Here is a 25,641-nt window from a genome sequence, read left to right as displayed (position 1 = left end):
CTATTTTTATGATAGTGATTATCAATCGCAATTACTCACCTACTATATTCATTTCTCTTCTACTTGTCAATATTGGAAACGTCACGAGGTTTTGCCTTCGCTATTTTGCGCAGCAAGTAGATGCTTGATCTGAATTTCGTTTGTGTAATCTTTTCCTTTCCAGAAATGAAGATCTTTTCGAATCTCTGTCGGTAAATAGTTGGCAATGGGGTCGTCAAACGTAACGAGACCTTTTTCTGCTAGGATCGATACGATGACAGCCGTAAAAGCCTTGCCCACACTAGCTGTGTGATAGAGTTGATTCGGGTTGGCTGTCCCCCCAGCTGTATTGCCAGCCGCTATTGGCCAGTGGATATCCAGCTTATCGGAATGGATTAACAAATAGACATTGTGCAGTTGTCGATCAGAAGCAACTTTGGCCTTCAGGTTGCTCTCTATTTCACTCCTTATCATTTCATTGCTCATTTGTCTCCCCACACTTCATTCACCTGCAAGGGCTTATGCGCCAGCTACTGATAAGCTATGTGCATTCTCTTGCCAATTATGAACTTAAGAAGCTTTCCAGCTTTAATGAAAGGAATAGGTCTGTGGCAAAAGGGATAACTCCATGCTTTTTAAAAATCACATTCTGAACGAAATTGCTTTATCACGCAAAAAAACTGCACCCCATTGTGAAATACATCAACAGGAGGTGCAGTTTATAATCTTATTCCCTCTACATCGTGGAGACATTTTGCCTGATTTCATTCAGAACTTCTTCCCAATGAAGCTTCATTTGCTCCCTTGTGTTACTGTGATCCAAATTCTCTTGATGAAAACTAATTGTCGTTCGGTCAGGCTTGTCTGATATCAGTCGGATTTGCAATGTGGACGGCTTTTCCCAATCCTTCATCGACCACTTCAAACGAAACTGCTGGAACGGCTTTACAACACGAAATTGACCCGATATTCCTTCGCTGGAAGTAAAGGTCTCCCCCTCGCTAAAGGTAAGGCTCGATACATGTCCAAGCCATAATTTCACCCCTTCGGACGAGGTTAAAAACGCCCATGCCTGTTCTGGGGTAATGGGCATCGTCGTGCGTACACCTACTTGGAAGCCTGTCGCTGCCGTTTGACCAACGATTTTGCTAGATTCGGTATTTGGATTCTTCATCGGGACACCTCGCCAATCATGTTTGTTAGCACGTGTTTTTTTACTCCGTACTTGGAACCAAACTTTTATTTTCGAATGTCTTTGAGAGCACAATTAAAGGTGTTGAAAATCCGTAAACATGGCATGTATCCAAAAAGGCTGCCAGTGACTCGGTCGTTTCAGTCAGCACCTTCATCAAATAATTGTACTCCCCGCTGATCCTGTAGAGATCGACAATCTCAGGTGCTCGTTCGCAAAATGCAATGAAATCCTTACACACACTCGTTTTAAACAGTACAAATGCAGTGGTGTGCTTACCGAGCTTCTGGGGAGAAAGCTCCGTCCGATAAGCAGTTATGACGCCTTGCTCCTCCAGCTTTCGCACTCTTTCCGTTACAGCTGGCTGCGACATCGCGATCATGCGGCTCAACTCGGAAATGGGAATCCGGGCATCATCATGAAGCACCGACAAAATTTTTTGATCGATTTGGTCCATCCACACAGCACCTCATTTTTCGAAAGTGGAATACCTAAAACAAATGAAAATGCAAGGTATATGACATGAATTCCCTTCAAAAACTTATGTAAATTGTACGTGATCTCCCATAAAATGTCACTCATAAACAGAAGAGGAGAATGAGCACATGACATTTACCGTAAACGAACCAAATGGCCTTCATCTAAAGGGGAGACCATGCAGCAGCTGGCATTTTCCCATAAAAATCAACGATATAGACACAGGAATGACCCGAATTTGTTCACTTTCTTCATCAAAAAAAATGTTAGGATAGAGGCATCACTTCATAAAAAATGAGGAGAGTCACAAGTGCGGGTACATCCAATTTACTTTTTACGTCTGACAGGCCTATTCGATGGCCTTTCCTTATTAGTATTGATGGGCATCGCGATGCCCTTGAAATACGTGTGGGGCTTAGACAAAGCCGTAACCATCATAGGAAGTATTCACGGCGGGATATTTTGCTTGTATGCTCTGGCGATACTCTATGCGGCCATTCGCGTGAAATGGAGCCTGCTCTGGTCTCTTGCTGCGTTACTCGCCGCTTTTGTACCGTTTGGAAACTTCTTTCTGGATCGCAGACTGAAAACGGCACAGGATGTGTATCCTCTGAAGCCGTTTAATAATGCCCTGCTCGTATACGGCATCGTTTTTTTCTCGTTCTTTGATTTGTTCTCGCAACTGCCGGTCATGAGTACATTTGCTGCTTCCGTAGGTGCCAGCTCATTTGTTATAGGCTTTGTCATCGGTCTGTATTCATTAGCCAACACCTTTGGCAATATTATCTCTGGCATCCTGACAGATAAGGTTGGTCCATCCAAACCACTGTTGATCGGATTGGTTTTATCAAGCTGTGCCTTGCTGCTGTATCACATCGTCGATCAGCCGTTTCTGTTGATTATCGTGCGAATCATTCACGGATTTGTTGCCGGTTTGATCGTTCCTGCTGCTTTTACTTTCTCTGCGAATAACACTGCACATGAGCAGCAAGGACGCAAGGTTGCTTTCACTGGTACCTTTGTGGGACTCGCAGCGATTATCGGACCTGCATTCAGCGGCATTATGGCAAGCAAAACCTCCGTGCCTTTTGTCTTTACATGTGTAGCTGTTATGGGCTTTTTCCTAGCCATCCTGTCCGTCATTTTTCTAAAATCCACTCAGGCCTGCAAGAAAGAGAAGCTTAAGAAGGACGTTCCAACCTCAGCCTTGATCTTCAATTCTGGGATAATCAAGGCTTACGGCGGTGCCTTTTTGCTCATGTTTTCACAAGGTGTGATTGCTTACCTTTTGCCCTTGCATGTCCAATCGCTTGGATACGATTCGAAATTAAGCGGTACGTTATTGAGCACGTTTGGGCTGATTGCTGTTCTGATTTTCGTGCTTCCGACCAATCGGGTTTTCGATCGTGTGGCCCCTTCCAAAACGATGGCCATCGGAATTGGTTTCATGGGCGTAAGTCAGCTGCTTATTGGTCAATCCAACACGACATTGGCACTGTACTGCATGTTAGGTCTATATGGGATAGGCTTTGCTCTCTTGTTTCCCTCTGTCAATACAATGCTCATTCAATCGACGCCGCAAGAATTGCGGGGTAAAGCACATGGTTACTTATACGCCTTCTTCTCTCTCGGTGTGGTCGTCGGCTCAGGCCTTTTAGGGTGGCTGCCCTTCTCCATCGAGGAAGGGTTTCTGTTCACAGGAAGCCTTCTCCTCGTGTTTGCCGCTTTCATTGCCATGCATAAGCAGCGAGAACGCTTGCTGAATCAACAAAATAATCGATAGCAGCCGTCGTTTGTAACAACAAAACCTCCTCAACCACTATGCTAGTGGCGAAGGAGGTTTTGTGCTACTGCTTTCAACCGCGGAATCACTACGAATCAGGCATGCAGCCAACAGACCAATGCCAAGTACGATTGCAAGCAGTACAAAAGTAAGTTCATAGCTACCAACATTCATAAAACGGATGGACAATATCGGCCCAAGACTAGTTCCCGAAAACAGGATAAACGTATAAACCGAAACCGCAATTCCCCGCGATTTGCCCCCTAGCTGTCCAATAAGCGTGATCAGGGAAGGAACAGATAACGCAATTCCGGTAACGAAAAGCACACTCGTACCGATCAAAAGAGACAAATTAGATATCATACCGAGGGAAGCCATACTGACCACTGCCAGACCTAATCCGCAGCGTAGCACGGTACGTAAGCCAAACCGTTTTGCCAGCCCGCCCGCCAGTGGAGAAATGAGCATGCCCACTACACCAATCGTTCGAACAAGCAGAATATCCTTGCTGCTAAGCCCAAAATCAGATCCCGCCAAATAACTGCCCAAGACCGTATACATATTAACGAATGACATAAGCAATACAAGAGCGATTATGTAGCTCAAGACGATATTTTTTTGTTTGAACATGGAGGGAATTCGCTTAATCGGCTCCCAAATATTCACTGTAGCAAGTGGACTCTCTTCTTTTGGCAGCCACCTCATCACCACGAGCAGCGTCACGAAATAGATAGCAGCAAGCATATAGAATACGGCGTGCCAATTGTATTGTTGACTCATTACGGTACTGATCACTTGACCAATGATTCCTGCCGCCAAAAATCCAGTGCTGATAAATCCGATTGCCGTTACCCGTTTTGCCGCAGGGAACATTTCCACAGCATAGGCGAGTGCAACAGGAGAGAACGTAGCAGCGGCAGCACCTTGCAAGCTCCTGAGTACAATGATCCATGCGAAATCATTTGCGCTACCAAGCAACAAAGAAAATAGAGCCAGGGCAATCATCCCGATCACAATAACGTTCTTGCGGCCATACTTTTCGGACAACGGTCCATAAATCAGGCACCCTATGGCAAACCCAACCGAAAATGCGCTGCCTACTGCTGCAGCCTGTGTCAACGTAATACTGAAAAGATCGGCAAATATGGTCATAAGGGGAATCGTAACGTATAAGCTGGACATGACGACGATTCCAGACCAGCATAGGATTGCTGTCATGAGTGAGTAGTTTCGCTGTGACATCGCACACCTCTTTTTCAAATATTCACACACATTATAGTTAGATTATCTAATTATATTCACAAAAAAATATGATCTTATCTTCCCACCCCCAGTTTCTCTTCCATGCTGCTATTCAACTTCATCAAGATTTTTTCCAACAGCATCCGTTCTTCCTCTTCTAATTCGCTCATAATGGAGGAGCAGGCAGACCAGAAAACTGGCAGTACTCTGGTTACTAATTCTCTGCCTTCTTGAGTTATTTTGACATGAATCTTGCGACCATCCAGCGTGCTTTGCTCCCTGATTATCCAGTGCCTTTTTTCCAGCCAGTCCAGCAAAGCTGTAACAGAAGCACGCCGAATGCCCAGCCTGTCTGCAAGCGAAGAGGGGGTGATAAGTTCTCTGTCTTTATGTAACGTAAGCAACAGCAATACGTCCCATTTACACTCCGTTATGCCGAATTTCTCCAAATTCAAATCAATTACGTCTATGGCGTTATCCCCCAGCCATAGCATCAATAACCCCAAATGAGCCAATTTGCGATCCGTATTTTGCAGAGCAGTTGTTTCAATAAGATGCAAATATGGCTGAATACCTAGTTTTGGCAATTGATCGGATGTATGCTCACACTTGTTTTTTCTGCTCATGATCCACCTTGACTATAATTAGATTATCTAACTAAAATCAATGTAACGGATTTTTTTGGATTTTGCAACCCCCCTGGCAAGCCGAAAGCCGAGATCATCAATTCGAAACGTGGGGTGACTGCGTCTGCGGCACGTCGCCCCACAGCCTCTGGCCTCTTCCGCCCAGCTGCCACCGCGAAAAATTCGGTAGGTGCCGTAGACGTTCACATCGTAAAGGTCCCAACACCACTCCCAAACATTTCCCAGCATGTCATAGAGCCCCCACGCATTCGGCAGCTTATGTCCTACTGCATGTGCTGGACCCATAGAGTTCTCTTGGTACCATGCGATCTCATCCAGCTCGCCGTACCGATAACCACCCGTCCCTGCTTTGCACGCGTACTGCCATTCCGCCTCTGTCGGCAGACGATAGCCATCCGCTTCCTCGTTCCATACGACACGCTCACCATCTTCACTTATCGAGTAGCATTCTGTGAGACCCGCTTGCTGAGATAGCAGATTGCAAAACGAAATCGCATCGTTCCACGAGACATTCACAACGGGAGCCTCTGGGTGATCATTCGGCCCAGCTGCTTTTTGTACAACCGAGAAGTATAACGCATTCGTAACAGGAACCGGTGCGAGTAAAAAAGCGTTCACCTCGGTTGTCCATGTGGTCTTGATTCGATCGTCCCGTAATTCGATTTGCCCTGCTGGGATGTTCACCATGGTGTACGCCCGTTCCATCTCTATTTCACCTGGCTTAACTTCTCGATCGCCTGCTCTTCGGTCGGCAAGAAAAAGATGTCCTTTCCGTTGTTGGATTCATAGATGAAGTCTTTTAGACTTTTACTTGTGTACACCGAAAAATCTCCTACAATTGCCACTTTCACCCGATAATTGATGAACTTTTGCAGGATCTCGCCAGCAAGGCGTGTTTTCAAATCGAAAAAGCTTTCGTTAATCAATGATTTGTTTATAATGATACGATTACTGTCTGCCTCATAGTGTACGGTTGCAATCAGATCCAGGGCTGACTGCACATCAATAATCAATACCTCGCTACCACTCACGATCGCAATGTTTCCTACGGCTGCTTCTACCTTTGTAATATTCATGTGTATCCTCCTCACTTTCTATTGATAATCTGCCTCACATAATCCTCACAAATATATCGGTTGTCTTCGCCGTTTGCTGGCGCAATGCTCGCCACTCGAAAGAAGCTCAAGCCCACAACCATCGCCATGAGTCCGTAGGCAGCGCTTTGTGAATCATCTACAGACATAAGCCCGGTTTGCTTGCCGTAATCAAAAATCTTTGTGATGCCCTGCAAATCTCTCGTATAACTTTTCGCAACCACTTCTTGGAGATTGGGGTCCAATGCGGCTTTGGAGAAGAATTGTACAAAGAGTCTTGCTTGATCTTCATGCGGGATGTACATCTCAGCGATGCCATTCAGCTGCGAAACATTGATCCGTTTTTCCTTGTCGTTCACGTATGGCGGCAAGATATGCGTAAGCGTAACATCCATCATTTCCTGGGCTGTCATGGTGTTCTCAATGTCAGATTCGATTTTCAAGCCATAATAGGCCAAGAATGCCTGAAAGGCTTCACTCGTCAAATTATCCTTATTCTTAAAATAATACGTGACGACACCTTTTGAGCAGTCTGCATACTCCGCCACCTTATCCAGCGTCATGCCATCAATCCCGTGGTTGCTAATACACGTTAGGGTCGCATTGATGACATCAGCTCGGCGCTTTGGTTCCATTCCTAATTTGGGCATGATCTTACCTCGTTTATTTATACTGTACGGTCGGAATAAAAAAAGTGTACACAAGTATTTTCCAGTTTGTCAAACGAATAGGTTCGACAACACAAAAAAACACGCTTACTCAGCGTGTTCTGTCTTGACCTTACATGGCAAGTGCTTGGCGACTGACCCGATATTGCCCCGGTGTCTGCCCCGTCCATTTCTTGAAAGCATTTTGAAAGGCGCTTGGATCTGAAAAATGCAGCAGGTACGCAATCTCCCCAATGGAATGCTCCGCTTGCTGTAAATACCCCATCGCCATTTCTTTGCGGACATTCGTGGACAATTCATGATAGGAAGTGTCCTCTGCCTTTAGTTTCGCTTGCAGGGATCTCGTACTCATATGAAAAGCAGCGGCAGTCTGCTGTAAGGTCGGAAAAGCCGCAGGCATACATCCCATCATCCATTGAAACACGCGGTCCGAAAATTCCCGCCCTCTGATCAGCCTCTCTCTAATTTCTTCCGCGATTGGTTCAAAAGCTTTACGCAGCCGAACATCTGAATACAGGATCGGGTATTGCAAAACTTCTTTGCCTATCAAGAGCCCATTTTCTTCTCCACCAAAGTGAGGCTCCATTCCGAACAAATTCAAATAAGGTGCGCTATCCGCCGTAGCGTCGTGTGTGAATTGTATCGCCTGTAACGGAATAGACCGATGACTCATACGGACGATCAAGTGGTACAAGGAGCTAACCATATCCTCCATGCAATGTCGAGAAACGCTCCCTGCGCTTTGTCTATGAAACCGCAGGAAAACATCCTTCCCCCGCTCTTCCCAATCCAGCTCGTACCCGCTGCAAAGGATCACGTGATACCGCTGATATGCCTTCAATGCATCGACGATTTTTTCCGAATGCATCATGACATAGCCAAGAATGCCCAGATCGGCAATATCAGTTAGCTGCCCTTGATGCAGTCCGAAATGATCATCCTGCGTGTAAATGGCCGCTTCCTTCATCAAACGCTCGAGCTCTGCTTCATCAATGCGTGCCTCTACATCTTTTAGCAAGCTACTGTCGAAAGAAATATGATCACAAAAACGCTCAAAATCAAGCTTCTTGTGAGTAATTGTTTTCATAATCGGATACACCATCGAAATCGCAAACCCATGCGCATTTTCCAAGTACGGAACCTCCTTTGCGTGAATCCACAACATTTATGCGCTTTCGATCATTCATCTGTTCCATTTCACACGATATGCTGAATACAGTTCAGTTTACCACGATTCGTCGGTTATGGAATCAACTCTACAGGGGGTTATGAAAATGAACATTCTCGTTATCATCGGACATCCTGATCCCGAGAGCTATTGCTCTGCGTTGGCGCACGCCTATATGGAAGGAGCTAAAGGCAAAGCAGCACAAATTCGCACCATTGATTTGAGCCAAATCTCTTTCGACCCGAATTTGAAGTACGGATATCGGAAAAGAACGGAGCTAGAGGATGACTTAAAAGAAGCGCAGGACCTCATCCGTTGGGCGGATCATTTGGTCATTGTCTATCCAACTTGGTGGGGCACGATGCCCGCTATCTTGAAGGGATTTTTCGATCGTGTCCTTTTATCAGGATTCGCCTATAAATATCGGGAGGGTTCATCACTCTGGGATAAGCTGTTAACGGGCAAAACCGCACATTTGATTGTAACGATGGATTTCCCATCTTGGTACAATCGATTGATCTACTGGCAAGCCGGACATCTCGTGATGAAACGAAACATTTTGAAGTTTTGCGGGATCAAGCCTGTGAAGGTTACGGAGATCAGTGGAGTGAATGCCTCGTCGGATGAAAAGCGCAAGAAGTGGCTGGAGAAAGTGAAACAGCTTGGGGAGAGGCTAGCCTAAGCGTACGGTGAAAAAGCCGAACCAGAGCGATAAAACAAAAACTCAAGCCCTATTTCAGCTTGAGTTTTTCCTATTCACTTACTTATCGAGATGCGTTTGCATACTTTTCAAAAACTTGATGCGGCTATATACGGGACCGCCTTCCAGCAGCGGATCAGCTAGTTTATCCAAATCTGTCACTGTCCTTCACCTGCTTTCTAGCCTTTCTCCAGCGTATCTCTTCCATTGGGATTATTTACCGAGGCAAATAAATCGTGCAAAGTGTATTTATTATGTAGCTGATTGTGAGTATGATAATAGTAAAAATAATAAGAAAGAGGCTATCATATGGATTCTACTTTTTCACCACGAAAAGCAACAAAGACGAAAACGCTAGTTATTAACGCACTCTTTATCGCTTTTACTCTCGCAGCCACCATGTTTATCAATTTAAGACTCCCGATCATGGGGAACGGTGGCCTCATTCATCTCGGAAACGTGCCTCTTTTAATCGCCGCTTTTGTGTATGGCAGAAAAACAGGAGCCATCGCAGGAGCATTCGGGATGGGCCTCTTTGACCTTATCTCCGGTTGGACGGCATGGGCACCGTTTACCTTCGTAATCGTAGGTGCAATGGGCTATGTAGCTGGCCTCATCGCCGAAAAGGTGCCTGGCAATCGAGTATTTGTGTACGCACTCGCAGTTGTGGCAGCATTGGTGATTAAGATCGTGGGCTACTACTTTGTTGAAGTTATTCTTTACGGTAACTGGATTCAGCCGTTTGGCTCCATTCCGGGGAATATTTTGCAGGTGGTTGTAGCAGCGGTTATTGTCATTCCGCTGGTGGGACGCTTGAAGAAGATTGTTGGGCAAGGTTAAAAAAGGAAGGATGGGGCAGAGCTCCATCCTTCCTTTTTTACAAAAATAAAAAGATCGGGAAACGCGTGAGAGCAGTACAATCCAGCCATTCAATGATCCAATCCACTTCACCGCGCATCTCACCAATCAATTGGGACTGGCTTTCGGTACTTCTCTTTTGCTCGTTCCAAATGCTTAGCGAAGCTGATTGGTTCATTTCTTCTCTTTTGCCGCTCAGCCATAATTTCATAAATCCTTGCCATGGCTTGTCCTCCTCTCAGGCAAAATAAAAAGGACGCCAGAACACACCCATAGTAGGTGTGAATCTGACGCCCTCCCGTTTCTCGGTATCAGGCTTGTATTAATATAATTCGCTCTCGCGGTAATTAACTTTGGCAATCTTTCCCTGACTTGATTTTACCACGGTTTCACCATGTTCTACCAGTGGGACTATCTTTGCTTTACCTTGTTTTGGGTCTACCAGAATCATAGCTGGATTTTTTCCCACAGGTACTGTGATTGTCATGCTTTCAGTGTCTATCTGTACTTCTTTTGCTCGTGCGCTCATATTCCGTTCCCCCTGTCCAGTTGCTCATGGTATAATATGGTTACAAACGCATATTCAGGCTCCCAGATGGGGGCATTTCTTTTAGGAGGTCATTCAATGCCAGAAATCTCTCCAGGGATGCCAGCATGGTTAGAAACCTTTCTTTTCTTGGGAACAATCACTTTACTTTCCTTGAGCTTTTATGCAAAGAGCAGGTAACTTTCCTCAGCCGCACTTCTTACTAGGAAGTGTGGCTTTCGCTTTTCACTTGAAATAGTATGTTAAATAGACTTTTTACTTAAAAAGGAAACAATAACCATATTTTTACGTATACCATGTAAACGAAATATTGGAGTGATAATAGAATGTTCGCAAATGACTTTGGACCATCTTTCTCTAGTGGTTTTGGTCCGCCCTGGTGGTTTTTACTGATTGCTGGAATAATTGTACTTTTTATCTTCGGAGCGATCATAAATGGTATCAGGATTTGGATGTCAAATAATGCCTCCCCAATCTTAACTCAACCTGCAAAAATAATTAGTAAACGCACAAGAACTTCAGGCGGCGGTAATGATACCAGTGTATCAACATACTATTACCTTACTTTTGAACTAAACAATGGAGAAAGACTAGAATTCCATGTAAAAGGTAGTGAGTATGGCTTACTAGTCGAAGGAGATACAGGCATATTAACTTATCAAGGCACCAGATATAAGGAATTCAGCAGACGACCTTTGTAAAATAGGGTCGTCTTTATACATTCCTATCTTCTTTCTATACCCCCCTCTTTTGTTAAATCTGGAAACCTATTACTCCCTGTGACGTAAACTTGGGTATTACTAAAAAGGGGAGTCCATTTTGATTATTAGAAAAGTGGGAAATAAAACTACTGCTCTTATTATTGGTTGTTTTTTTATTGCAGCTCTTATTCATGACCTTTCCTGGCTACAAAAAATGCTCATCTGCCAGTACGTGGGTGATAACCCGCCTTACAATAGTTGACAACTTGTCGTTTCCCACCCGGTTTTCATTACTGTGATATAATGAAAATAAAAACAATGGGGTGTATTGTTGAAGAGACGGTTTTTGATGATTATAAGTGATGTAACAAAACCACAAATGGATAGAGTCACCGAAGTAGTAAAAGATTTTAACGAATTCATTGACTTGATTCCAATTGAGTCTAAATCTGATGGAGGCTATAGCCTATACATCGATATTCAAAAAGGCGATGTTGCTCTAACAGTCTCAGATACACGAACATTCCTGAGAAATTGGTTTAAGCCTTTAAAAATAGAATGTGATTCAAATCCACGAGACTTTTATTAAAAGTCTTTTTTAAATACACATTTTGTAGAACCATATCCCCTCTTGTTCCTAATACTGATGTACAGTAAGATTTAGGAAAAACCATTAGGGAGTGGAAAAATGGTCACTTGTTACTTGAAATATGTTATTGATCCATATCAGGTAAGTGTTTTTGAAGAATATGCAAAGATGTGGATACCTCTTGTCAACAAGTTTGGCGGACATCATCATGGCTATTTCCTTCCTCATGAAGGTGCTAATAATATTGCTTATGCCTTATTTAGTTTTCCTAGCTTGGCAGAATATGAGGATTATCGAAAGAGAATACTGGTCGATGAAGATTGCCAACTTGCCTTCTCACTCGCAGAGCAAACAAAGTGCATCATCAGTTACGAGCGAAGTTTCTTGCGTCCGGTGTTTGAATAATTCTCCTTCAACCTTGTCCATCCTTAGATAGGATGGGCTTTTTTATATAATGAGCATTTTGTATCCATCCGCTATATGCCGGGCAGCGAGAAGATTGTCTGCTGCCCCACTTGATCAGCTGCCACTGGATTGATCCAGATAACTTCTGTTCTGATGCGCCCCGTTGTATAAATCATTATCGTAACCACTTAGTATCACGGGTCCCGGATATTCGTCTAATGCGTCGAGCAATTCAATATGGTCCGCGGAACTCCTGGTTAGCATTCTCTGCTTGTTCAGCAGTCCGCACCCCTTGAACGAACATCTTCTCTAGGGTTCCTTTTGCGTTACCCCAAGCCAATAAATCCTTCTATAACCCGTCATCGAGATAGCTATGTAGTAACTGTATGATGGTTGAATTTGGGTCGAAGTTGAAATAATGCTTGTGGGACCTCGTTTTTTGAGTGAGTTTTTGCTCATTATAAAAATTGGAATTTTGAAATGCAATCTTTCCAGTTCGGTACATGCAAAAAAACGGCATCTCTGCCGTTTTTCGTAGCCCCTATATTCACCAATCTAGTCCTTTGCTGTATTCAGCTCAGCTTCGATCTTAGAGTTTTTCGAAGACTCGTCCATACGCCAGTAAACGAGGAGGCTTATGGCAATACAAGCTGCTACATAGTAATAGAAGAGAGACTCGTTCCCGATGCTTTTGAACCATAGTGCGATGAATTCCGCTGTTCCTCCAAAGATCGCAACAGTCACGCCATACGGAAAGCCTACACCAAGAGCGCGAATGGCGGTAGGAAACATCTCGGCTTTCACGATCGCGTTGATGGACGTATAGCCGGTAACAATGATAAGACCAGACAGCATCAGCAAGAAAGCGACATATGGACTAGTCGTTTGTTCCAGGAGCATAAACATCGGTACGGTCCACAATGTTCCAAGAATACCGAAACCAATTAACAACGGTCGCCGTCCAATTCGGTCGGACAGCATACCGGCAAGTGGCTGCAAGACGACGAATACGAGCAATGCGGTAAAGTTAATCCAGCTGACTACTTCTTTCGGCATTCCTACCGTAATCACCATGAATTTTTGCAAATAGGTCGTGTAGGTGTTAAAGGCGATCGTTCCCCCGAGCGTAAGGCCGACAACTGCCAGCACCGCCTTCGGATGCTTCATCAGCTCCCGAAGCGTACCCGCCTTTTCCTTGTTTTTCGACTCCATTTTGGTATACTGTTCCGATTCGTCCATACTGCGGCGCAGCCACAACACGGCTACTGCCCCAAATGCTCCGATGATGAAAGGAATTCGCCAGCCCCAGGCCATCATGGCTTCTTCCGGGAGTATTTGCTGCAGAATAATTTGCACACCCAATGCCAACAATTGTCCACTGATCAGCGTAACGTACTGGAAGCTAGAATAGAACCCTCGACGACCACTCGAAGCCATCTCGGACAAGTACGTTGCAGATGTTCCGTATTCCCCGCCAAGCGAAAGACCTTGGAGCAGGCGGGCAAGAACGAGAATGATAGGAGCAAACACGCCGATGGTTTCATAGTTTGGTGTTACGGCAATCACCAGAGAACCACCTGCCATGATGGTGACAGACAGCGTCAGAGCGGCACGGCGCCCATGACGGTCAGCGTATCGGCCTAGGAGCAAGCTCCCGATCGGTCTCATTAAAAATCCGATAGCAAAAACAGCGGCAGTATTCAGCAACTGGCTGGTAGCGTCTCCTTTTGGAAAAAACTGAGACGAGAAATACACCGCAAATGCTGCATAGACATACCAGTCGTACCATTCAATCAGGTTCCCCAGTGAACCTTTAAAGATGTTGCTTGTGATTCGCCGCGTATTTTCACGATCACTCGATGGCTTCATCGCTGCCCCCTCCTTATGTTTGACCCGAATCCATTCGCAATTGGGATAGTTTAACCGCTTTCAAATGAAACAATACTTCTCTCGAGAATGAACGGGCATTGTTTGCTTTGAAAGGGTTTACATATTTACCTGAATGGATTCTCGAAGAACTGTTTTTATTCTAAGTTGTTTGTTTTGCTAGAATCTATTGAATACTTCCAGATGTGCAAAAACGGCATCCGAGCTGCCGAAAAACCCAGTTGAGTTACATTGATTTTTCGACCGGATCGAGCTACCCTTTTCCATAGGGAGGCGGCTGTTATGACAATCACTATGCTTCTGGGACTGCTTGAAAACATCTCTGTAATTGCAGTCATCGCCCTTATCATCGGCCAACTGGATTACTTTCGGAACATCATGTACGGGAAAAACAACTGGATGCGGATCGTGATCCTCTCTACTCTGTTCGGGTTCCTGTCGGTAATCGGAACGGAGAATGGGCTACGGGTCAATGACGCACTCGCCAATACGCGCATTGTCGGTGCCGTCGCTGGCGGGTTGATCGGGGGGCCTGTCGTCGGCTTTTTTGCCGGCCTTATAGGAGGTATTCATCGCTACTCGATTGGTGGATTTACCGCATTCGCCTGTGCCATCTCGACCGTAATGAACGGCTACTTGGCCGGGATCGTAAGTACGAAAATGAATATGCTGCGTCTGAAATGGCAGCATATCGTACTGATTGGCCTTACAGCCGAGCTCATTCAAAAAGTTTTGGTGCTTCTCATGGCCAAGCCTTTTTCTGCGGCACTCGAACTGGAAGTAAAAATCGCGATCCCGACCACAATTATGACCATTGCAGGACTGTTGCTTTTCACGCGCGTTTTCCAAAATCTCAAAATGATGCAAGACCAGTCCGGCGCATTGGGGGCAAACCTGGCCTTGTCGATTGCAAGCCAGACGTTGCCTCATCTGCGGGCGGGGCTAAATGAGCACTCTGCGAAAAAAACCGCTGAAATCATCCGTGAAATAGCCAGGGTGGATGCAGTTGCCATTACCGACCGCGAAAAGCTGCTCAGCGCAAAAGGCCATGAACTGGAGAATCATGTGCAGAAAGAAACGCTGTGCGCACAAGTAGCGGAGGCTGTTTTGACCCGCCCTACAGGGGTATGGATCGACAAAGATTGTGCTCTTTCGCGTCCGCCTCGCCTAAAATCGATCAGCGCCGCATCGTTGTATCATCAAAACCAGAAAATCGGGACGTTGCAATTCTACTATAAAACCTCTTCCTCCAAGACGTCCCAGACCAACGAGAAGCTAGTGGACGGCCTCGCTAAGCTGCTGTCGGTCCAAATTGAGCTGGCGGAGATCGAGCATCAAGCGAAAATGCGGAAGCAGGCTGAAGTGAGCGCCCTACAAGCACAAATCAACCCGCATTTTCTGTTCAACACCTTGGGGACGATTATGTCCTATTGTCGTACAGACCCTGATCAGGCGAGAAACTTGATCGGTCATTTAAGTGACATCTTTAGGCGCAATTTGAAAAGCAAGGGAAATCATCATAGCTTGCAGGAAGAACTGGACGGAATCAAGTCGTATTTGGAAATCGAGAAGGTCCGATTTAGCAACCGATTAAAGGTAAACATGGAGATCAACCAATCTCTGCTGGAGCGCAAATTGCCTGTCCTGACTTTGCAGCCGATCGTGGAAAATGCCATTCACCATGGACTTTCCCCAAAAGTTAGCGACTGTCTGCTCACGATTCGAGTGGAACCGTACGACCAAGAAGTGAAAATCAGCATCGAAGACAATGGAGTTGGAATCAGTGAAGAGCGTTTGGCCGAAATCTGGAACAGCCAATCGAAAGGGATCGGCCTTGTCAATGTCCATTCACGGCTTCGATCCATTTATGGCAAAAAATATGGCCTCACGATTCAAAGCAAGCCTGGTTTGGGAACAGTAGTATCCTTTGTCGCTCCGTTATCCGCATTTGAAAAGGAAGTGCATCCAGATGCTCCTGAAAACGATCATCATTGATGACGAGCCAGCCATTTGTTCCGAATTGGAATATTTGCTGAAAAAATATATTGATATCCATGTGGACGCAATCTATACCAATCCCTTGGAAGCATTGCCTCGTATTATCAATTCCGAGCCTGATTTGCTCATGCTTGATATTCAGATGCCTGGAATGAATGGGCTTGAATTTGCCAAAACATTGAATCAGATGTCCAATCCCCCATTGATCGTTTTTTCGACTGCCTATCATGAACACGCTCTGGAGGCTTTTTCCACGCTGGCTGTGGGGTATTTGACTAAACCGATCATGGAATCGAAATTGGACGATGTGATCAAAAAAGTGAGGACACTGAAGAACAGATCGGTCAGGAATGATCGCACTGCGACGGCTCCCCCGATGGAAGAGCATGTCTGCATCAGGAAGACCAACAAGATCATCCCGATTCCTGTAGGGCAGATTTACTTTGCGTTTGTGCGGGAGAAAGATTTATATGTGGCGACAAAAGAGAGTATCGACAAGTGCGATTTGTCCTTAAATGAGCTGGAGGAGATTTTGAATCGGTCTCGCTCTTTCTTTCGAAGTCATCGGAACTATATTTTGAACGTGAAGTATATTAAAGAAATCATTCCGTGGTTTAATAATACGTATTTGATTAAGATGAATGATGACAGTCAGACGGATATTCCTGTTAGCAGAGGGAAAATGAAAGCCTTTCGGGGTTTGATGAATTTGTGAGATTGGGGAAAGAAGGATTAGGAACGGAGTGAGGAGCGAGGAGAGAGTAGCTTTTCGCTCCTTTTTCTGGATAGCGCTGTATTTTCAAGTTCGAAGGATGGTTACTCAAGCTATAAGGTTTCCGAAACCTCCGTCGAAATGGGGGATTTGTTATACAAAAGATACAAAATGAAAAAACGGCATCTCTGCCGTTTCCGTAATCATTATATGGTGGACCCTATCGGGATCGAACCGACGACCTCTTGACTGCCAGTCAAGCGCTCTCCCACAGTGCTTAGTTGTACTACCCGGGATTGCCAAACTTAAGGCTTGTATCTGATCACGGTATGGCACGTGTCAATGGACATCTCTTTATTTGAACCGCTGGACCTGCCTTGAAGGCATAATGGTCAGTTCCGGAATGTTGACATGCTCAGGCTGCTCCAGTGCATAGAGTGCCGCCTCTGCAACATCATCGGGATGTAACGGCAAGACCCTCGAAGCAAACGCGCGAATTTCATCCTCGGAATACCCGGCCACCTGAGAAAATTCTGTTGCCACCGCCCCGGGCTGAATCGTAGTAACGCGAATTCCCTGAGAGATTGTCTCCAAACGCAATGCAGACGCTATGGCGTTAACGCCGTATTTGGTGGCACTGTATGGGCCTCCTCCGGCAATCACTTCCTTGCCCGCAATGGAGGAGATTATGATGACATCTCCCTTACCCTGGCCCAGCATTGGCGGGAGTCCGTACCGCAACGTCAGCATAAGACCGTGTACATTCGTCCTGTACAGCTCCTCCCATCTTTCCAGATCTACTTCTACCAAAGGACTTCGATACCCTAATCCGGCATTGGCGACTACAATGTCAAGACGCCCCCAGCGGTTAATAATGACATTGACAACATACTGTACTTCTTCAGCTTTTTGAATATCGGCAGGTACCGCCATAACCTCGTACAATCCCTCTTTATACAAGTCGTGAACCAGCTCATTTAATCGATCTCGTCGGCGTGCCACTACGGCTACATATGCGCCACGCTTTGCCAGTTTCCTGGCAATCGATGCCCCAATGCCGCTGCTGGCGCCTGTCACCAAGACTACTTTTCCGGCCAGACTCTCCTTCGTATTCCAAGATAACGCCAAATCATCCAGTTTCATTACGCACTCTCCCATTCCAACATTATTTTGTTAAAGGCAGGCGATGAACACCCTGGCTGCCTCCTGGCGCAGTTCCTATATATAAATATCCGTTATGGCTTGCAGCCGTAGTTACGCCATACAGTGTGCCTTCCGGATCGTGCCAGCTGCCGATAAGCTCCCCCTGCGGGCTGAATTCCGCAGCAAGCCCATGCTTCGCCGGTGCGCTTGCGCCGCTAAGCAGCGCCTGCGGTACTTTGGCCATGATACTGGCCAACCAAGGGTTGCTATGCATCTGATCTACAAAAGCAATGCGAGTCGTGAAGATACCGACCCAGAAATGACCTTGCTCATCGCGCGTAATGTTGTCTGGAAAGCCTGCGAGATTGTCTGCGAAAATATCAGATGTACCCTTCTTTGGACCTTTCAGCCAGTATCTGGTCAACTGATAATGATACGATTCCGCCACAAGCACAAAATCTTCGTCCGCAGACAAGGCAATCCCGTTTGCAAAATAGAGACCTTCTAACAGGACGGTCGTCTGTTTGGTCATTGGATCGTACTTCAGCAAACGTCCATGCGGCTTGTTCTCGGCAATTTCTTTGAAGGTCACGCTGCCGTAGTTCGAGGTATCGGAAAAATAAATCGAGCCATCCTGGGCAATATCAAGTTCATTAGCTAAATAGATCGGCTGGCCGCCCACTTGATCGGCCAATACTACTATGCTCCCGGATGGGTTTATAGACAGCAGTCCCCTCTTGATATCAGTAACAATCAAATTTCCATTGGCGTCGAATTTAAGCCCATTTGGCGTGCCTTTGGTGTCTGCAAACACCTGAGCCTTTTGCGGATTGCCCTTTGCATCGAAAGCAACCTTGTAAATTTTCCCGCCCGAATCTCCAGTATACAGTACGCCTTCCTTATCAAATGTAATGAACTCCGGGAATCGGGGAGCATCCGTAACAAGCTGAGCCGAGCTCAGTTTGTTGTTCTGTTTCCACGGACCTTCCTGGTCAAACGAGGGGGGCGTTGGCGCAGACCATTTGGCCGGTTCAACAGGTGAAGGCGCCAGCAAGAGAACAGTCACTCCAATCAGCGGAACCGCAAGAAGCGCCAGCCCCCATCTTAGTACTCGTTTAAGCGAGGAGCGTTTCCGACGATTCGTGTCTTCAGCAGTTTTTTTGGAGAGAGCTGATGTATGAAGGGGCATTAGTTAGTCTCCTTTATCATGTAAGTAAGATTTTTAGATTTGGACTACTATTTTGCCGAAATATTGCTTTCCTTCAGCCAAGAGCGTGAATGCTTCTCCAATTCGATCCAGTGGGAACACACGGTCGATGACGGGATGTAAAGATTGATGAGCAATCGCTCGGTTCATCCGCTCAAAGTGATCGCGGTTACCGACTTGACTGCCGCGAATTGTTGCGGCTTTCTGCAAAATGCCAGTGACATCATATTCTGGAATGGTCAAGCCCGATAAGAACCCGACCAAGCTTAAGGTTCCTCCAATGCGAAGCGCATTTATGGATTTTTCCATCGTCTCAGCTCCTCCAACATCCAGAACATGATCGACGCCGAAGCCATTTGTCAGTTGTATAGCTTTCATCGAGTTATTCCCCCTGCAAGATCAGATTGATTTCCCGAATTCTTGTAATTACCGGATCCTTCGCGCGGACGAAGCATGCTTCCCACAAGCCGAAGGCCTTGCTTTCGTGTCATGAATCGCGATAGCTGCGCTCCGAAATAATTCTGTACACCCGGAACCACATACAGTTTTCCAGCCTTCAACGCGCGAAGTGCAACCTCTACGACTCTTTCCGGACTGTCTTTCTTACCGACGGAGGCTTCTTCCGCTCCTACGACATTAAAGAAACGGGTGTCCGTCGAACCGGGACAAAGCGCGAAGAACTTTATGCCGCGGTCGCGGTTTTCCCACCATAACGCTTGAGTAAACGACAATACGAAAGCTTTCGTCGCCCCATATACGGCCATATAGGGAAGTGGTTGAAATCCGGCGGTTGAAGAAACATTAATAACTGCACCTGAGCTCCTGCGCAACATGTCCGGCAAGAACAAGTGGGTCATATCTACAACAGCAGCGACATTGAGCATGACCTCTTCATGCTGACGCTCACCTGATACTTGCTCAAACAAACCATGCGTAGCAAAGCCTGCATTGTTGACCAGCAGTTCGATCTCCACTTTCAAAAGTTGGCATTGCTGATATAACTCGCTAGGTGCGCCCTCCTTCGCAAGATCCATGGAGATAACCACGGCTTTAATGTCATACATCTTTTTGAGCTCGGATGCCAGGCTCTCGAGCTTGCTCTCCGATCTGGCCACAAGCACCAAGTGGCTGCCTTGTTTGGCCAGTTGCCTCGCGAATTGCTCACCAATACCGGAAGAAGCTCCCGTGACGAGCGCCCATTTTCCTTTGATTGTCATAGTATTATTCTCCTTTTAGATACTATGTTTTAATTCAGAAACAGCGTTACTGTATGGTCAAAAATAAATCCCAACTTCCAAGAAAGTTAAGAATCATTGCACCTTAAAGGTAACGGTGTTTCCATTGGGACTCATTGTAATCTCCCTTTTCTAGAAAGTCAATATGATCTTTGAACATCCATCGTCACATTGACAACTGCCCAACAACTATATAAAATTCCTGATAAGAGCATCGGAAACTTTGTTTCCTAACGAAAACGCGATAACCAAAGGTGATGATTATGAGAGACCGAGATATCTCCTCCAATGCGAACACACGAATGTTGAAAACCTACCAGGAAGCTCGCTTGCAAAATATTGAAAATCTCCGCAAGCTCGTTGTTGATGCTGCGGCAACACTCTTGCAAGAAGAAGGTCCGGAAGCCGTTACCGTGCGTAAAGTAGCGAAGAAAATGGATTGCTCGACAAAAATCATATATAGCTTGTTTGTCAATAAAGAGGGCTTGGCTCAGCAGTTGTATCTGGATGGTTGTAAGCTTCTCACTAACCAATTAGAGGGGGCGCCGCAAGCTGCTGATCCATCACAGCAATTGTTGAATTTGGGGGAAGCATTTTGGCAATTCGGGCAGCGTTATACCAGCTATTATAAGTTGATGTTTGGAGGAGCCTTCGCAGATTTCAAACCAGACGAGAAAAGCATGCATGGCACTGTAACAGCCATGCAACAATTATTGACCGTGATCAACAATGCGAAAGAGCGAGGACTGATTCCCGACCAATATGACACGGAATCTGTTGTACGTATGTTCTGGGCCTCACTCCACGGCGTTATTCATCTTTACATTGGTGGACACTTGGGAGATGTACAATCCGCCTATGCGGTTTACAGTCAAACGTTGTCTTTGATTGTCAGCTCGTTGTTGCCAGATCATAGAACCTAAAGAGGTCTTCAGAAAATCTTGTGCAATAATATGGTATGATTGTGTGTCTTTATGGCATCCCATAGAGGGATGAGCGAATTTTGATCTAATGGCTGACAATTCATACTCGCTGGGGACTTTTAATGGTAGATTCAGATGCCGTGCTCCTCCGTAAACGTCAAATAACCCCCAACTTTTAAAAAGATGGGGGTTATTTGACGTTTGCCAGATTCTATTATGTATTTGAAGTTACAGACGAGATGCAAGAATTAAATCCAATTACCATCAAATTATTAATGAAATAATTGAAAGCAAATATTTTTTATATGATGGTTGTTAAGTATTGTAAATCCAGACGCCGTGCGCGGCAATCTTCTAGTCTCAGCTCATATTGTGAAAAACAAAAAAACGGTATCTCTGCCGTTTTGAAGGTCAAGTATGGTGGAGACAAGGGGGATCGACCCCCTGGCCTCTTGACTGCCAGTCAAGCACTCTCCCGAAGTGGTTAGTTTCACTACCTATTTGAATATTAAGGATCATCATCATTAAGGTAAATGTGTTAGGTTAAGCCCAAATCGGCATCCTTAACACAGCTTCATTCTTATGCTCGTTATTTACCGTCCAAATTAATTGTCGCTGTTTCCAGCATAGATTTCCAATCAGCAAAATCCGTCTCCCTTGCAACATGCCGATTAAAAAGTTCGTCAGGAATGTTAGTAATATCTTCTTGCGTCTTTATTTGAAAGTTGCCTTTCTGTACAAACTCTCCAAAGCTCTTAAAGCTGGAATGCTTACTCATAAATGCTTCATTAAACAACTTCTCTAATGAAATATGAGTCGGATCTTCTTGAATCGTTCTCTGGCCTTGTAAGTCCTTCAGCAGTTCATCAAACGACATTGGCTTTTGCTTTCTCAGAATACCACCCCTAGATCTATTTTATCGATTCCTTGCTACCTTGTCGACAACGAAGCTCACGTTTCAAGCCACTTCTCAAAGTCAGCGCCTTTTTTCCTTGGCGGTAGTTGAATATCTTCGCCAAATTCTTTGAGCTTACGGAATGCAGCCTCTTGAACTTTATACACGGCATCATTCTTCATTCTATTCGTGAGTACAGCGATGGTTTGTTTGTTTTTCCACTGACCTAACTCTTCTACAGCACCTAAACGTTCTCTCCAATTGGATGCTCGGCTCGCAGATATTTTTAATTGCTCATAATTTGAAGGTAACTCATTTTTAAATTCATTTTTATCCAAATGATCCTATCCTGTTTTATTTTTATTGCCTACATTTCAGGCTTTGCCGCCTTTTTGATTACCGGAAGTGGTTCCGCCATCCTGATTCGTGCCTTTGCTTTTATAGGGTTTTGGTGCGTTTTTTGCTCTGTTGTCACTAGCTTGCCAACGGTTCCAGCCCTTTTTGTCTGTTCCCCTGCCTGTTCCACCCTTGCCCTTAGCTTTACTCAATTAATCACCCCATTATGGCTTATGATTAACTTCTCACTACTAACATACGGCACTCCACATGCGTGATATACATGAAGGAAACCATAGCGACTTCATCGACTTAGAAGAGTATAACTTAAGTATTTAAAAAAAACGACATCTCTGCCGTTTCCGTAGTAGTTAAATATGGTGGACCCTATCGGGATCGAACCGACGACCTCTACACTGCCAGTGTAGCGCTCTCCCAGCTGAGCTAAGGGCCCATATGTATGGTACTTCCAGCGTTTACCGCCTCAATGGAATCAGTATAGCATACGCCAGCCGTACACTGCAAGCGAAAAAATCTGATAAATCCCCGTCCCTGCTGAAAAAAACCAAAGAAAAAGCCAACCGATCCCAACCGGTTGGCTCCTCTCTTTTCCCTATCACTCCACTATCTCACCGTCACCACAATCGGTGTCTTCTTCCCACCATACTGCACATAAATCGTCGCTTTACCTGACCCTGTTGCCTTGATAACGCCATCTTTCACATCGGCTACCAACAGGCGAGACGTGGTCCAGAGAGCTGGCTTGGTGACATTTTGCTCAGAGCCATCCATGTACGTCGCGATGGCGCTCACTTGCTTCACTTCGCCTTTGCTCATCACGAGCTGGACGACATCTGTCTTCAAGTATTTCAACGTATCGACATCGACTGGGATCGATACGCTTTTGTCGTTGTATCTAGCTGTAATCGTTGCTTTTCCGTAGGCACGTCCTGTAATGAGGCCTTTGGTTACGTCTGCTACTTTGTAGTTGCTCGTCTTCCAGTCAGCCATGGAGGTAACATCCATGGTGCGGCCATCGGAGAAGGTAGCTGTCAAGGTTACTTGTACGTTGCTGTTCGACTTTGTAGATACAAAGCGCTTGTTTGCTTCCAGCTTGGTCACGATACCGACTTCTACCGGGATGCTGATCGATTTGCCGCCGTATTTCGCGGTGATCGTCGCACGTCCGTTTGAGAGACCTGTTACGCGGCCGTTTACCACATCCGCTACTTTCAGCGAGGACGAGGACCATTCTGCATCGTTGGTCACATTGTCCGAATTGCCAGCGGAGTCTGTTGCGCTCAGCTTGATCTCTTTTGATTCACTAACGTTCAGGATCATCATGCGTGGATCAACAGAGAGATTGGTCGCTTGGTCTACTTCTACTGCAATCGAAACCGACTTGCCTTCGAAGGTACCTGTTACGGTCGTTTTCCCTGCTCCTGTCGCCGTGATCTTTCCGTTCATTACTTCTGCTACAGCTGCAGAAGCCGTGCTCCATGTCGCTGTATCTGTTACATCCTTGGTCGTTCCATCTGCGTAAGCTGCTGTCAGCTTAACGGTTTCGGACTTGCCATTGCCAAGCACGATTTTTTTCTTGTCTACCGTCAATGTCTGCATGACGCCGACCGATACAGAAATGTTCACTGTGCGTGTTCCGTATGTTGCTGTTACAGTCGCTGCACCTGTTGACACACCAGTGATCAAGCCTTGACGCACGCTTGCTACGTTAGGTGCACTCGAAGACCAAACGACTTTTTGTGTGACATCTTCAGCAGGAGTGCTTCCATCTGGATACGAAGCTGTTACCTTTACTTGTTTCGCGCCACCGACAGGGATTGCTACTGTCTTGGTATCTGCGGACAAGTTTTGCGGTACATCTACATCGACAACCAGTGTCGCTGTTTTTCCGCCGTATTTAGCAGTTACATTTGCCGTTCCAGCCTTGTAGGCCGATACGGTCTTGCCGCTTGCAAATACGACATCTGCATTATCCGAAGACCACTCTACTTTTGAAGTGATATCTTCACTTGTTCCGTTTGCATAGGACGCGTTTACAATTACGTCTTTCGTCGATCCGCTTTTCATCGTCAGGAAAGCTGGAACGATATACAAGGAACGAGGTACTTCTACATCTACGCGTACCTGAACGGATTTGTTTCCGTATTTCGCAGTAATAACCGCTTCACCGGACTTCACCGCATGGATTTTCCCGTTGCTGTAATACGCAACGTCCTCGCGATCGGAGGACCATTCGGCCTTATCATTCACCACTGTGGAACCGCCGCCATTGGCATAAGTTGCTTTCAGCTCGATGTCTTCTTCCTTGCCCACATTCATGAAAATGTTTTGCTTGTTGAGTTCCAGCTTTTGCGTTGTATCCACATCGACCTTGATCGTCGCTGTTTTTGTTCCATACTTCGCCGTAATGGTTGCTGTACCTGCGCCATATGCCTTGATCGTGCCTTTGAGCGCATCGGCTACAGCGGTATTGTCTGAAGACCATTCAGCCTTGTCGGAGACGTCCTCCGTTACACTTCCATCCGGGAAAATGGCCTTGAGCTTGATTGTTTCTTCGCCGTTCAGCAAGAGTGAAATCTGGTTTTTGTTTGGCTCCAATCTGTGGGCGATCTCGACGTTTACAGAGATCGTCGTCGTCTGGCTGCCAAACTTCGCTGTCACGGTACCAGTTCCTGAATTCAAACCTTTGATTGCACCATTGACTACAGTCGCAATCGCAGGATTATCGATGGACCAGTCTGCTTGGGTCGTTACATCTTCTGTTGTTCCATCGCTGTATACAGCTGTCAGCTTTACATTTTCCGTGCTGCCAATTCTCACGTTCAACGTTTGATCTTCTGTTGTCAGTGCCTTTACCTTTTTGGTTACATTCACACCCACTACGACAGGCTTACCCATGTAAGTAGCTGTAATGGTAGATTTCCCTACCGATTTGGCTGTAATCTGCCCCGCATATACAGAGGCTACATCCGCATTTTGCGTGGTCCATTCTGTCTTGACGGTGACGTCTTCCGTTTTTCCGCTCACATAAATAGCGGTAGCCGTCAGCTTTGTAGAATCTCCATTTTCCAATGTTACCTCGTTCTTGGACAGAACGAGTCGGCTGATTTCATCGGCAGCCAATCCTACCCCTGCGTTTCCAGTCCCCACTAATAGCAGGACGGCCAGAAACAAGAGCATCGTTTTTTTCCAGAACATTAACTAGCCTCCCTCGCAAGTATGAAATTTGCTGAT

The 25,641-nt window shown here is 45.8% G+C and carries 28 protein-coding genes, 2 tRNA genes and 1 pseudogene; 9 read left to right on the top strand and 22 right to left on the bottom strand.

Going from position 1 to position 25,641, the window contains the following annotated elements; translation table 11 throughout:
• Positions 1-81: 81 nt before the first annotated feature.
• The 3 genes from ACM6JA_RS18605 to ACM6JA_RS18595 all read right to left on the bottom strand — a co-directional run bounded on the left by ACM6JA_RS18605 (position 82) and on the right by ACM6JA_RS18595 (position 1,628).
• On the bottom strand, positions 82-477 hold the full coding sequence (locus tag ACM6JA_RS18605) for a serine hydrolase (RefSeq protein ID WP_414853519.1): 396 nt from the start codon (positions 475-477) through the stop codon (positions 82-84).
• A 238-nt stretch (positions 478-715) separates the two neighbouring features.
• Positions 716-1,153, bottom strand: coding sequence for an SRPBCC family protein (locus ACM6JA_RS18600; protein WP_414853518.1), 438 nt, complete (start codon positions 1,151-1,153; stop codon positions 716-718).
• A 40-nt stretch (positions 1,154-1,193) separates the two neighbouring features.
• On the bottom strand, positions 1,194-1,628 hold the full coding sequence (locus ACM6JA_RS18595) for an Lrp/AsnC family transcriptional regulator (RefSeq protein ID WP_414853517.1): 435 nt from the start codon (positions 1,626-1,628) through the stop codon (positions 1,194-1,196).
• Between the two features lie 330 nt (positions 1,629-1,958).
• Between ACM6JA_RS18595 and ACM6JA_RS18590 the strand changes: the two genes are divergently transcribed.
• Positions 1,959-3,431 carry an MFS transporter gene (locus tag ACM6JA_RS18590; protein ID WP_414853516.1) on the top strand — a complete coding sequence of 491 codons (1,473 nt, stop codon included), beginning with the start codon at positions 1,959-1,961 and terminating at the stop codon, positions 3,429-3,431.
• Positions 3,432-3,467: 36 nt separating this feature from the next.
• On the opposite strand, the gene ACM6JA_RS18585 is transcribed toward ACM6JA_RS18590, so the two are convergent.
• The 6 genes from ACM6JA_RS18585 to ACM6JA_RS18560 form a co-directional block, all read right to left on the bottom strand.
• Positions 3,468-4,673: an MFS transporter gene (locus ACM6JA_RS18585; protein WP_414853515.1), complete on the bottom strand. Its 1,206-nt coding sequence runs from the start codon at positions 4,671-4,673 to the stop codon at positions 3,468-3,470.
• Positions 4,674-4,747: 74 nt separating this feature from the next.
• Positions 4,748-5,299: a MarR family winged helix-turn-helix transcriptional regulator gene (locus tag ACM6JA_RS18580; RefSeq protein WP_414853514.1), complete on the bottom strand. Its 552-nt coding sequence runs from the start codon at positions 5,297-5,299 to the stop codon at positions 4,748-4,750.
• Positions 5,300-5,326: 27 nt separating this feature from the next.
• The gene (locus ACM6JA_RS18575) at positions 5,327-6,025 is read right to left on the bottom strand and encodes a formylglycine-generating enzyme family protein (protein WP_414853513.1); all 699 of its coding nucleotides are present in this window, start codon (positions 6,023-6,025) and stop codon (positions 5,327-5,329) included.
• Positions 6,026-6,027: 2 nt separating this feature from the next.
• The gene (locus tag ACM6JA_RS18570; RefSeq protein ID WP_007723697.1) at positions 6,028-6,396 is read right to left on the bottom strand and encodes a DUF4180 domain-containing protein; all 369 of its coding nucleotides are present in this window, start codon (positions 6,394-6,396) and stop codon (positions 6,028-6,030) included.
• A gap of 11 nt (positions 6,397-6,407) precedes the next feature.
• Complete coding sequence (locus tag ACM6JA_RS18565; RefSeq protein ID WP_414853512.1) at positions 6,408-7,064, bottom strand: TetR/AcrR family transcriptional regulator; 657 nt, start codon at positions 7,062-7,064, stop codon at positions 6,408-6,410.
• 130 nt (positions 7,065-7,194) lie between these two features.
• Entirely contained in the window at positions 7,195-8,214 is a 1,020-nt protein-coding gene (locus ACM6JA_RS18560) for an AraC family transcriptional regulator (RefSeq protein WP_414853511.1), read from the bottom strand.
• Positions 8,215-8,356: 142 nt separating this feature from the next.
• On the opposite strand from ACM6JA_RS18560, the gene ACM6JA_RS18555 reads away from it, so the two are divergent.
• Positions 8,357-8,932 carry an NAD(P)H-dependent oxidoreductase gene (locus tag ACM6JA_RS18555; RefSeq protein WP_087344807.1) on the top strand — a complete coding sequence of 192 codons (576 nt, stop codon included), beginning with the start codon at positions 8,357-8,359 and terminating at the stop codon, positions 8,930-8,932.
• Positions 8,933-9,259: 327 nt separating this feature from the next.
• Complete coding sequence (locus ACM6JA_RS18550) at positions 9,260-9,790, top strand: ECF transporter S component (RefSeq protein ID WP_414853510.1); 531 nt, start codon at positions 9,260-9,262, stop codon at positions 9,788-9,790.
• Positions 9,791-9,827: 37 nt separating this feature from the next.
• Here the strand turns inward: ACM6JA_RS18550 and ACM6JA_RS18545 are convergent, their stop codons facing one another.
• Both ACM6JA_RS18545 and ACM6JA_RS18540 read right to left on the bottom strand, forming a co-directional pair.
• Positions 9,828-10,019, bottom strand: a complete 192-nt coding sequence (locus ACM6JA_RS18545) for a hypothetical protein (RefSeq protein ID WP_414853509.1) — start codon at positions 10,017-10,019, stop codon at positions 9,828-9,830.
• Between the two features lie 111 nt (positions 10,020-10,130).
• Positions 10,131-10,337, bottom strand: coding sequence for an XtrA/YqaO family protein (locus tag ACM6JA_RS18540; protein ID WP_414853508.1), 207 nt, complete (start codon positions 10,335-10,337; stop codon positions 10,131-10,133).
• 344 nt (positions 10,338-10,681) lie between these two features.
• Between ACM6JA_RS18540 and ACM6JA_RS18535 the strand changes: the two genes are divergently transcribed.
• From ACM6JA_RS18535 to ACM6JA_RS18525, 3 genes are all read left to right on the top strand, one after another.
• A complete protein-coding gene (locus ACM6JA_RS18535) occupies positions 10,682-11,056 on the top strand; it encodes a DUF2500 domain-containing protein (protein WP_414853507.1) in 375 nt (124 codons plus the stop codon).
• Between the two features lie 349 nt (positions 11,057-11,405).
• Positions 11,406-11,645 carry a hypothetical protein gene (locus tag ACM6JA_RS18530; protein WP_414853506.1) on the top strand — a complete coding sequence of 80 codons (240 nt, stop codon included), beginning with the start codon at positions 11,406-11,408 and terminating at the stop codon, positions 11,643-11,645.
• Between the two features lie 114 nt (positions 11,646-11,759).
• Positions 11,760-12,050, top strand: coding sequence for an NIPSNAP family protein (locus ACM6JA_RS18525; RefSeq protein WP_414853505.1), 291 nt, complete (start codon positions 11,760-11,762; stop codon positions 12,048-12,050).
• Positions 12,051-12,605: 555 nt separating this feature from the next.
• On the opposite strand, the gene ACM6JA_RS18520 is transcribed toward ACM6JA_RS18525, so the two are convergent.
• Complete coding sequence (locus ACM6JA_RS18520; protein WP_414853504.1) at positions 12,606-13,919, bottom strand: MFS transporter; 1,314 nt, start codon at positions 13,917-13,919, stop codon at positions 12,606-12,608.
• Between the two features lie 300 nt (positions 13,920-14,219).
• On the opposite strand from ACM6JA_RS18520, the gene ACM6JA_RS18515 reads away from it, so the two are divergent.
• Entirely contained in the window at positions 14,220-15,932 is a 1,713-nt protein-coding gene (locus ACM6JA_RS18515; protein ID WP_414853503.1) for a LytS/YhcK type 5TM receptor domain-containing protein, read from the top strand.
• Positions 15,907-16,650: a LytR/AlgR family response regulator transcription factor gene (locus tag ACM6JA_RS18510; protein WP_414853502.1), complete on the top strand. Its 744-nt coding sequence runs from the start codon at positions 15,907-15,909 to the stop codon at positions 16,648-16,650. Before ACM6JA_RS18515 ends, ACM6JA_RS18510 begins: the two co-directional genes overlap by 26 nt.
• 208 nt (positions 16,651-16,858) lie before the next feature.
• Here the strand turns inward: ACM6JA_RS18510 and ACM6JA_RS18505 are convergent.
• The 5 genes from ACM6JA_RS18505 to ACM6JA_RS18485 form a co-directional block, all read right to left on the bottom strand.
• Positions 16,859-16,925: transfer RNA gene (locus ACM6JA_RS18505), tRNA-Ala, on the bottom strand.
• 76 nt (positions 16,926-17,001) lie between these two features.
• A complete protein-coding gene (locus ACM6JA_RS18500) occupies positions 17,002-17,790 on the bottom strand; it encodes an SDR family oxidoreductase (RefSeq protein WP_414853501.1) in 789 nt (262 codons plus the stop codon).
• A 22-nt stretch (positions 17,791-17,812) separates the two neighbouring features.
• Entirely contained in the window at positions 17,813-18,979 is a 1,167-nt protein-coding gene (locus ACM6JA_RS18495; RefSeq protein WP_414853500.1) for an SMP-30/gluconolactonase/LRE family protein, read from the bottom strand.
• A 33-nt stretch (positions 18,980-19,012) separates the two neighbouring features.
• On the bottom strand, positions 19,013-19,375 hold the full coding sequence (locus ACM6JA_RS18490; protein ID WP_414853499.1) for a zinc-binding dehydrogenase: 363 nt from the start codon (positions 19,373-19,375) through the stop codon (positions 19,013-19,015).
• Positions 19,372-20,214 (bottom strand): SDR family NAD(P)-dependent oxidoreductase, encoded by an 843-nt coding sequence (locus ACM6JA_RS18485; protein ID WP_414853498.1) that lies wholly within the window; start codon positions 20,212-20,214, stop codon positions 19,372-19,374. The genes ACM6JA_RS18490 and ACM6JA_RS18485 overlap by 4 nt, the downstream gene beginning before the upstream one ends.
• A gap of 281 nt (positions 20,215-20,495) precedes the next feature.
• Here ACM6JA_RS18485 and ACM6JA_RS18480 point away from each other — a divergent pair, with 281 nt between their 5' ends.
• Positions 20,496-21,155 (top strand): TetR/AcrR family transcriptional regulator, encoded by a 660-nt coding sequence (locus tag ACM6JA_RS18480; protein ID WP_414853497.1) that lies wholly within the window; start codon positions 20,496-20,498, stop codon positions 21,153-21,155.
• A gap of 589 nt (positions 21,156-21,744) precedes the next feature.
• Here ACM6JA_RS18480 and ACM6JA_RS18475 read toward each other — a convergent pair.
• From ACM6JA_RS18475 to ACM6JA_RS18455, 5 genes and pseudogenes are all read right to left on the bottom strand, one after another.
• Positions 21,745-22,032, bottom strand: coding sequence for a hypothetical protein (locus ACM6JA_RS18475; protein WP_087344753.1), 288 nt, complete (start codon positions 22,030-22,032; stop codon positions 21,745-21,747).
• Positions 22,033-22,136: 104 nt separating this feature from the next.
• Positions 22,137-22,388, bottom strand: a pseudogene (locus ACM6JA_RS18470) (HEAT repeat domain-containing protein); the annotation flags it as partial.
• A gap of 36 nt (positions 22,389-22,424) precedes the next feature.
• On the bottom strand, positions 22,425-22,598 hold the full coding sequence (locus tag ACM6JA_RS18465) for a DUF3934 family protein (protein WP_087344747.1): 174 nt from the start codon (positions 22,596-22,598) through the stop codon (positions 22,425-22,427).
• A 166-nt stretch (positions 22,599-22,764) separates the two neighbouring features.
• Positions 22,765-22,840, bottom strand: a tRNA-Ala gene (locus ACM6JA_RS18460).
• Between the two features lie 170 nt (positions 22,841-23,010).
• Positions 23,011-25,605 carry an Ig-like domain-containing protein gene (locus ACM6JA_RS18455; protein ID WP_414853496.1) on the bottom strand — a complete coding sequence of 865 codons (2,595 nt, stop codon included), beginning with the start codon at positions 25,603-25,605 and terminating at the stop codon, positions 23,011-23,013.
• Positions 25,606-25,641 lie beyond the last annotated feature (36 nt).

The organism is Brevibacillus sp. IT-7CA2 (assembly GCF_949767855.1).
Classification (GTDB): domain Bacteria; phylum Bacillota; class Bacilli; order Brevibacillales; family Brevibacillaceae; genus Brevibacillus.
The sequence above is the reverse complement of the archived record's forward strand: the minus strand, read 5'-3'. Positions and strand labels throughout refer to the sequence as shown.

Bases quoted from the DNA above. Each gene is read 5' to 3' on its own strand.
- ACM6JA_RS18535 (WP_414853507.1), top strand. From the start codon at position 10,682: ATGTTCGCAAATGACTTTGGACCATCTTTCTCTAGTGGTTTTGGTCCG.
- ACM6JA_RS18510 (WP_414853502.1), top strand. From the start codon at position 15,907: ATGCTCCTGAAAACGATCATCATTGATGACGAGCCAGCCATTTGTTCC.
- ACM6JA_RS18515 (WP_414853503.1), top strand. From the start codon at position 14,220: ATGACAATCACTATGCTTCTGGGACTGCTTGAAAACATCTCTGTAATT.
- ACM6JA_RS18500 (WP_414853501.1), bottom strand. From the start codon at position 17,790: ATGAAACTGGATGATTTGGCGTTATCTTGGAATACGAAGGAGAGTCTG.
- ACM6JA_RS18480 (WP_414853497.1), top strand. From the start codon at position 20,496: ATGAGAGACCGAGATATCTCCTCCAATGCGAACACACGAATGTTGAAA.
- ACM6JA_RS18585 (WP_414853515.1), bottom strand. From the start codon at position 4,673: ATGTCACAGCGAAACTACTCACTCATGACAGCAATCCTATGCTGGTCT.
- ACM6JA_RS18520 (WP_414853504.1), bottom strand. From the start codon at position 13,919: ATGAAGCCATCGAGTGATCGTGAAAATACGCGGCGAATCACAAGCAAC.
- ACM6JA_RS18545 (WP_414853509.1), bottom strand. From the start codon at position 10,019: ATGAAATTATGGCTGAGCGGCAAAAGAGAAGAAATGAACCAATCAGCT.
- ACM6JA_RS18570 (WP_007723697.1), bottom strand. From the start codon at position 6,396: ATGAATATTACAAAGGTAGAAGCAGCCGTAGGAAACATTGCGATCGTG.
- ACM6JA_RS18580 (WP_414853514.1), bottom strand. From the start codon at position 5,299: ATGAGCAGAAAAAACAAGTGTGAGCATACATCCGATCAATTGCCAAAA.
- ACM6JA_RS18455 (WP_414853496.1), bottom strand. From the start codon at position 25,605: ATGTTCTGGAAAAAAACGATGCTCTTGTTTCTGGCCGTCCTGCTATTA.
- ACM6JA_RS18595 (WP_414853517.1), bottom strand. From the start codon at position 1,628: ATGGACCAAATCGATCAAAAAATTTTGTCGGTGCTTCATGATGATGCC.
- ACM6JA_RS18485 (WP_414853498.1), bottom strand. From the start codon at position 20,214: ATGACAATCAAAGGAAAATGGGCGCTCGTCACGGGAGCTTCTTCCGGT.
- ACM6JA_RS18600 (WP_414853518.1), bottom strand. From the start codon at position 1,153: ATGAAGAATCCAAATACCGAATCTAGCAAAATCGTTGGTCAAACGGCA.
- ACM6JA_RS18555 (WP_087344807.1), top strand. From the start codon at position 8,357: ATGAACATTCTCGTTATCATCGGACATCCTGATCCCGAGAGCTATTGC.
- ACM6JA_RS18475 (WP_087344753.1), bottom strand. From the start codon at position 22,032: ATGTCGTTTGATGAACTGCTGAAGGACTTACAAGGCCAGAGAACGATT.
- ACM6JA_RS18490 (WP_414853499.1), bottom strand. From the start codon at position 19,375: ATGAAAGCTATACAACTGACAAATGGCTTCGGCGTCGATCATGTTCTG.
- ACM6JA_RS18540 (WP_414853508.1), bottom strand. From the start codon at position 10,337: ATGAGCGCACGAGCAAAAGAAGTACAGATAGACACTGAAAGCATGACA.
- ACM6JA_RS18575 (WP_414853513.1), bottom strand. From the start codon at position 6,025: ATGGAACGGGCGTACACCATGGTGAACATCCCAGCAGGGCAAATCGAA.
- ACM6JA_RS18530 (WP_414853506.1), top strand. From the start codon at position 11,406: ATGATTATAAGTGATGTAACAAAACCACAAATGGATAGAGTCACCGAA.
- ACM6JA_RS18550 (WP_414853510.1), top strand. From the start codon at position 9,260: ATGGATTCTACTTTTTCACCACGAAAAGCAACAAAGACGAAAACGCTA.
- ACM6JA_RS18565 (WP_414853512.1), bottom strand. From the start codon at position 7,064: ATGCCCAAATTAGGAATGGAACCAAAGCGCCGAGCTGATGTCATCAAT.
- ACM6JA_RS18495 (WP_414853500.1), bottom strand. From the start codon at position 18,979: ATGCCCCTTCATACATCAGCTCTCTCCAAAAAAACTGCTGAAGACACG.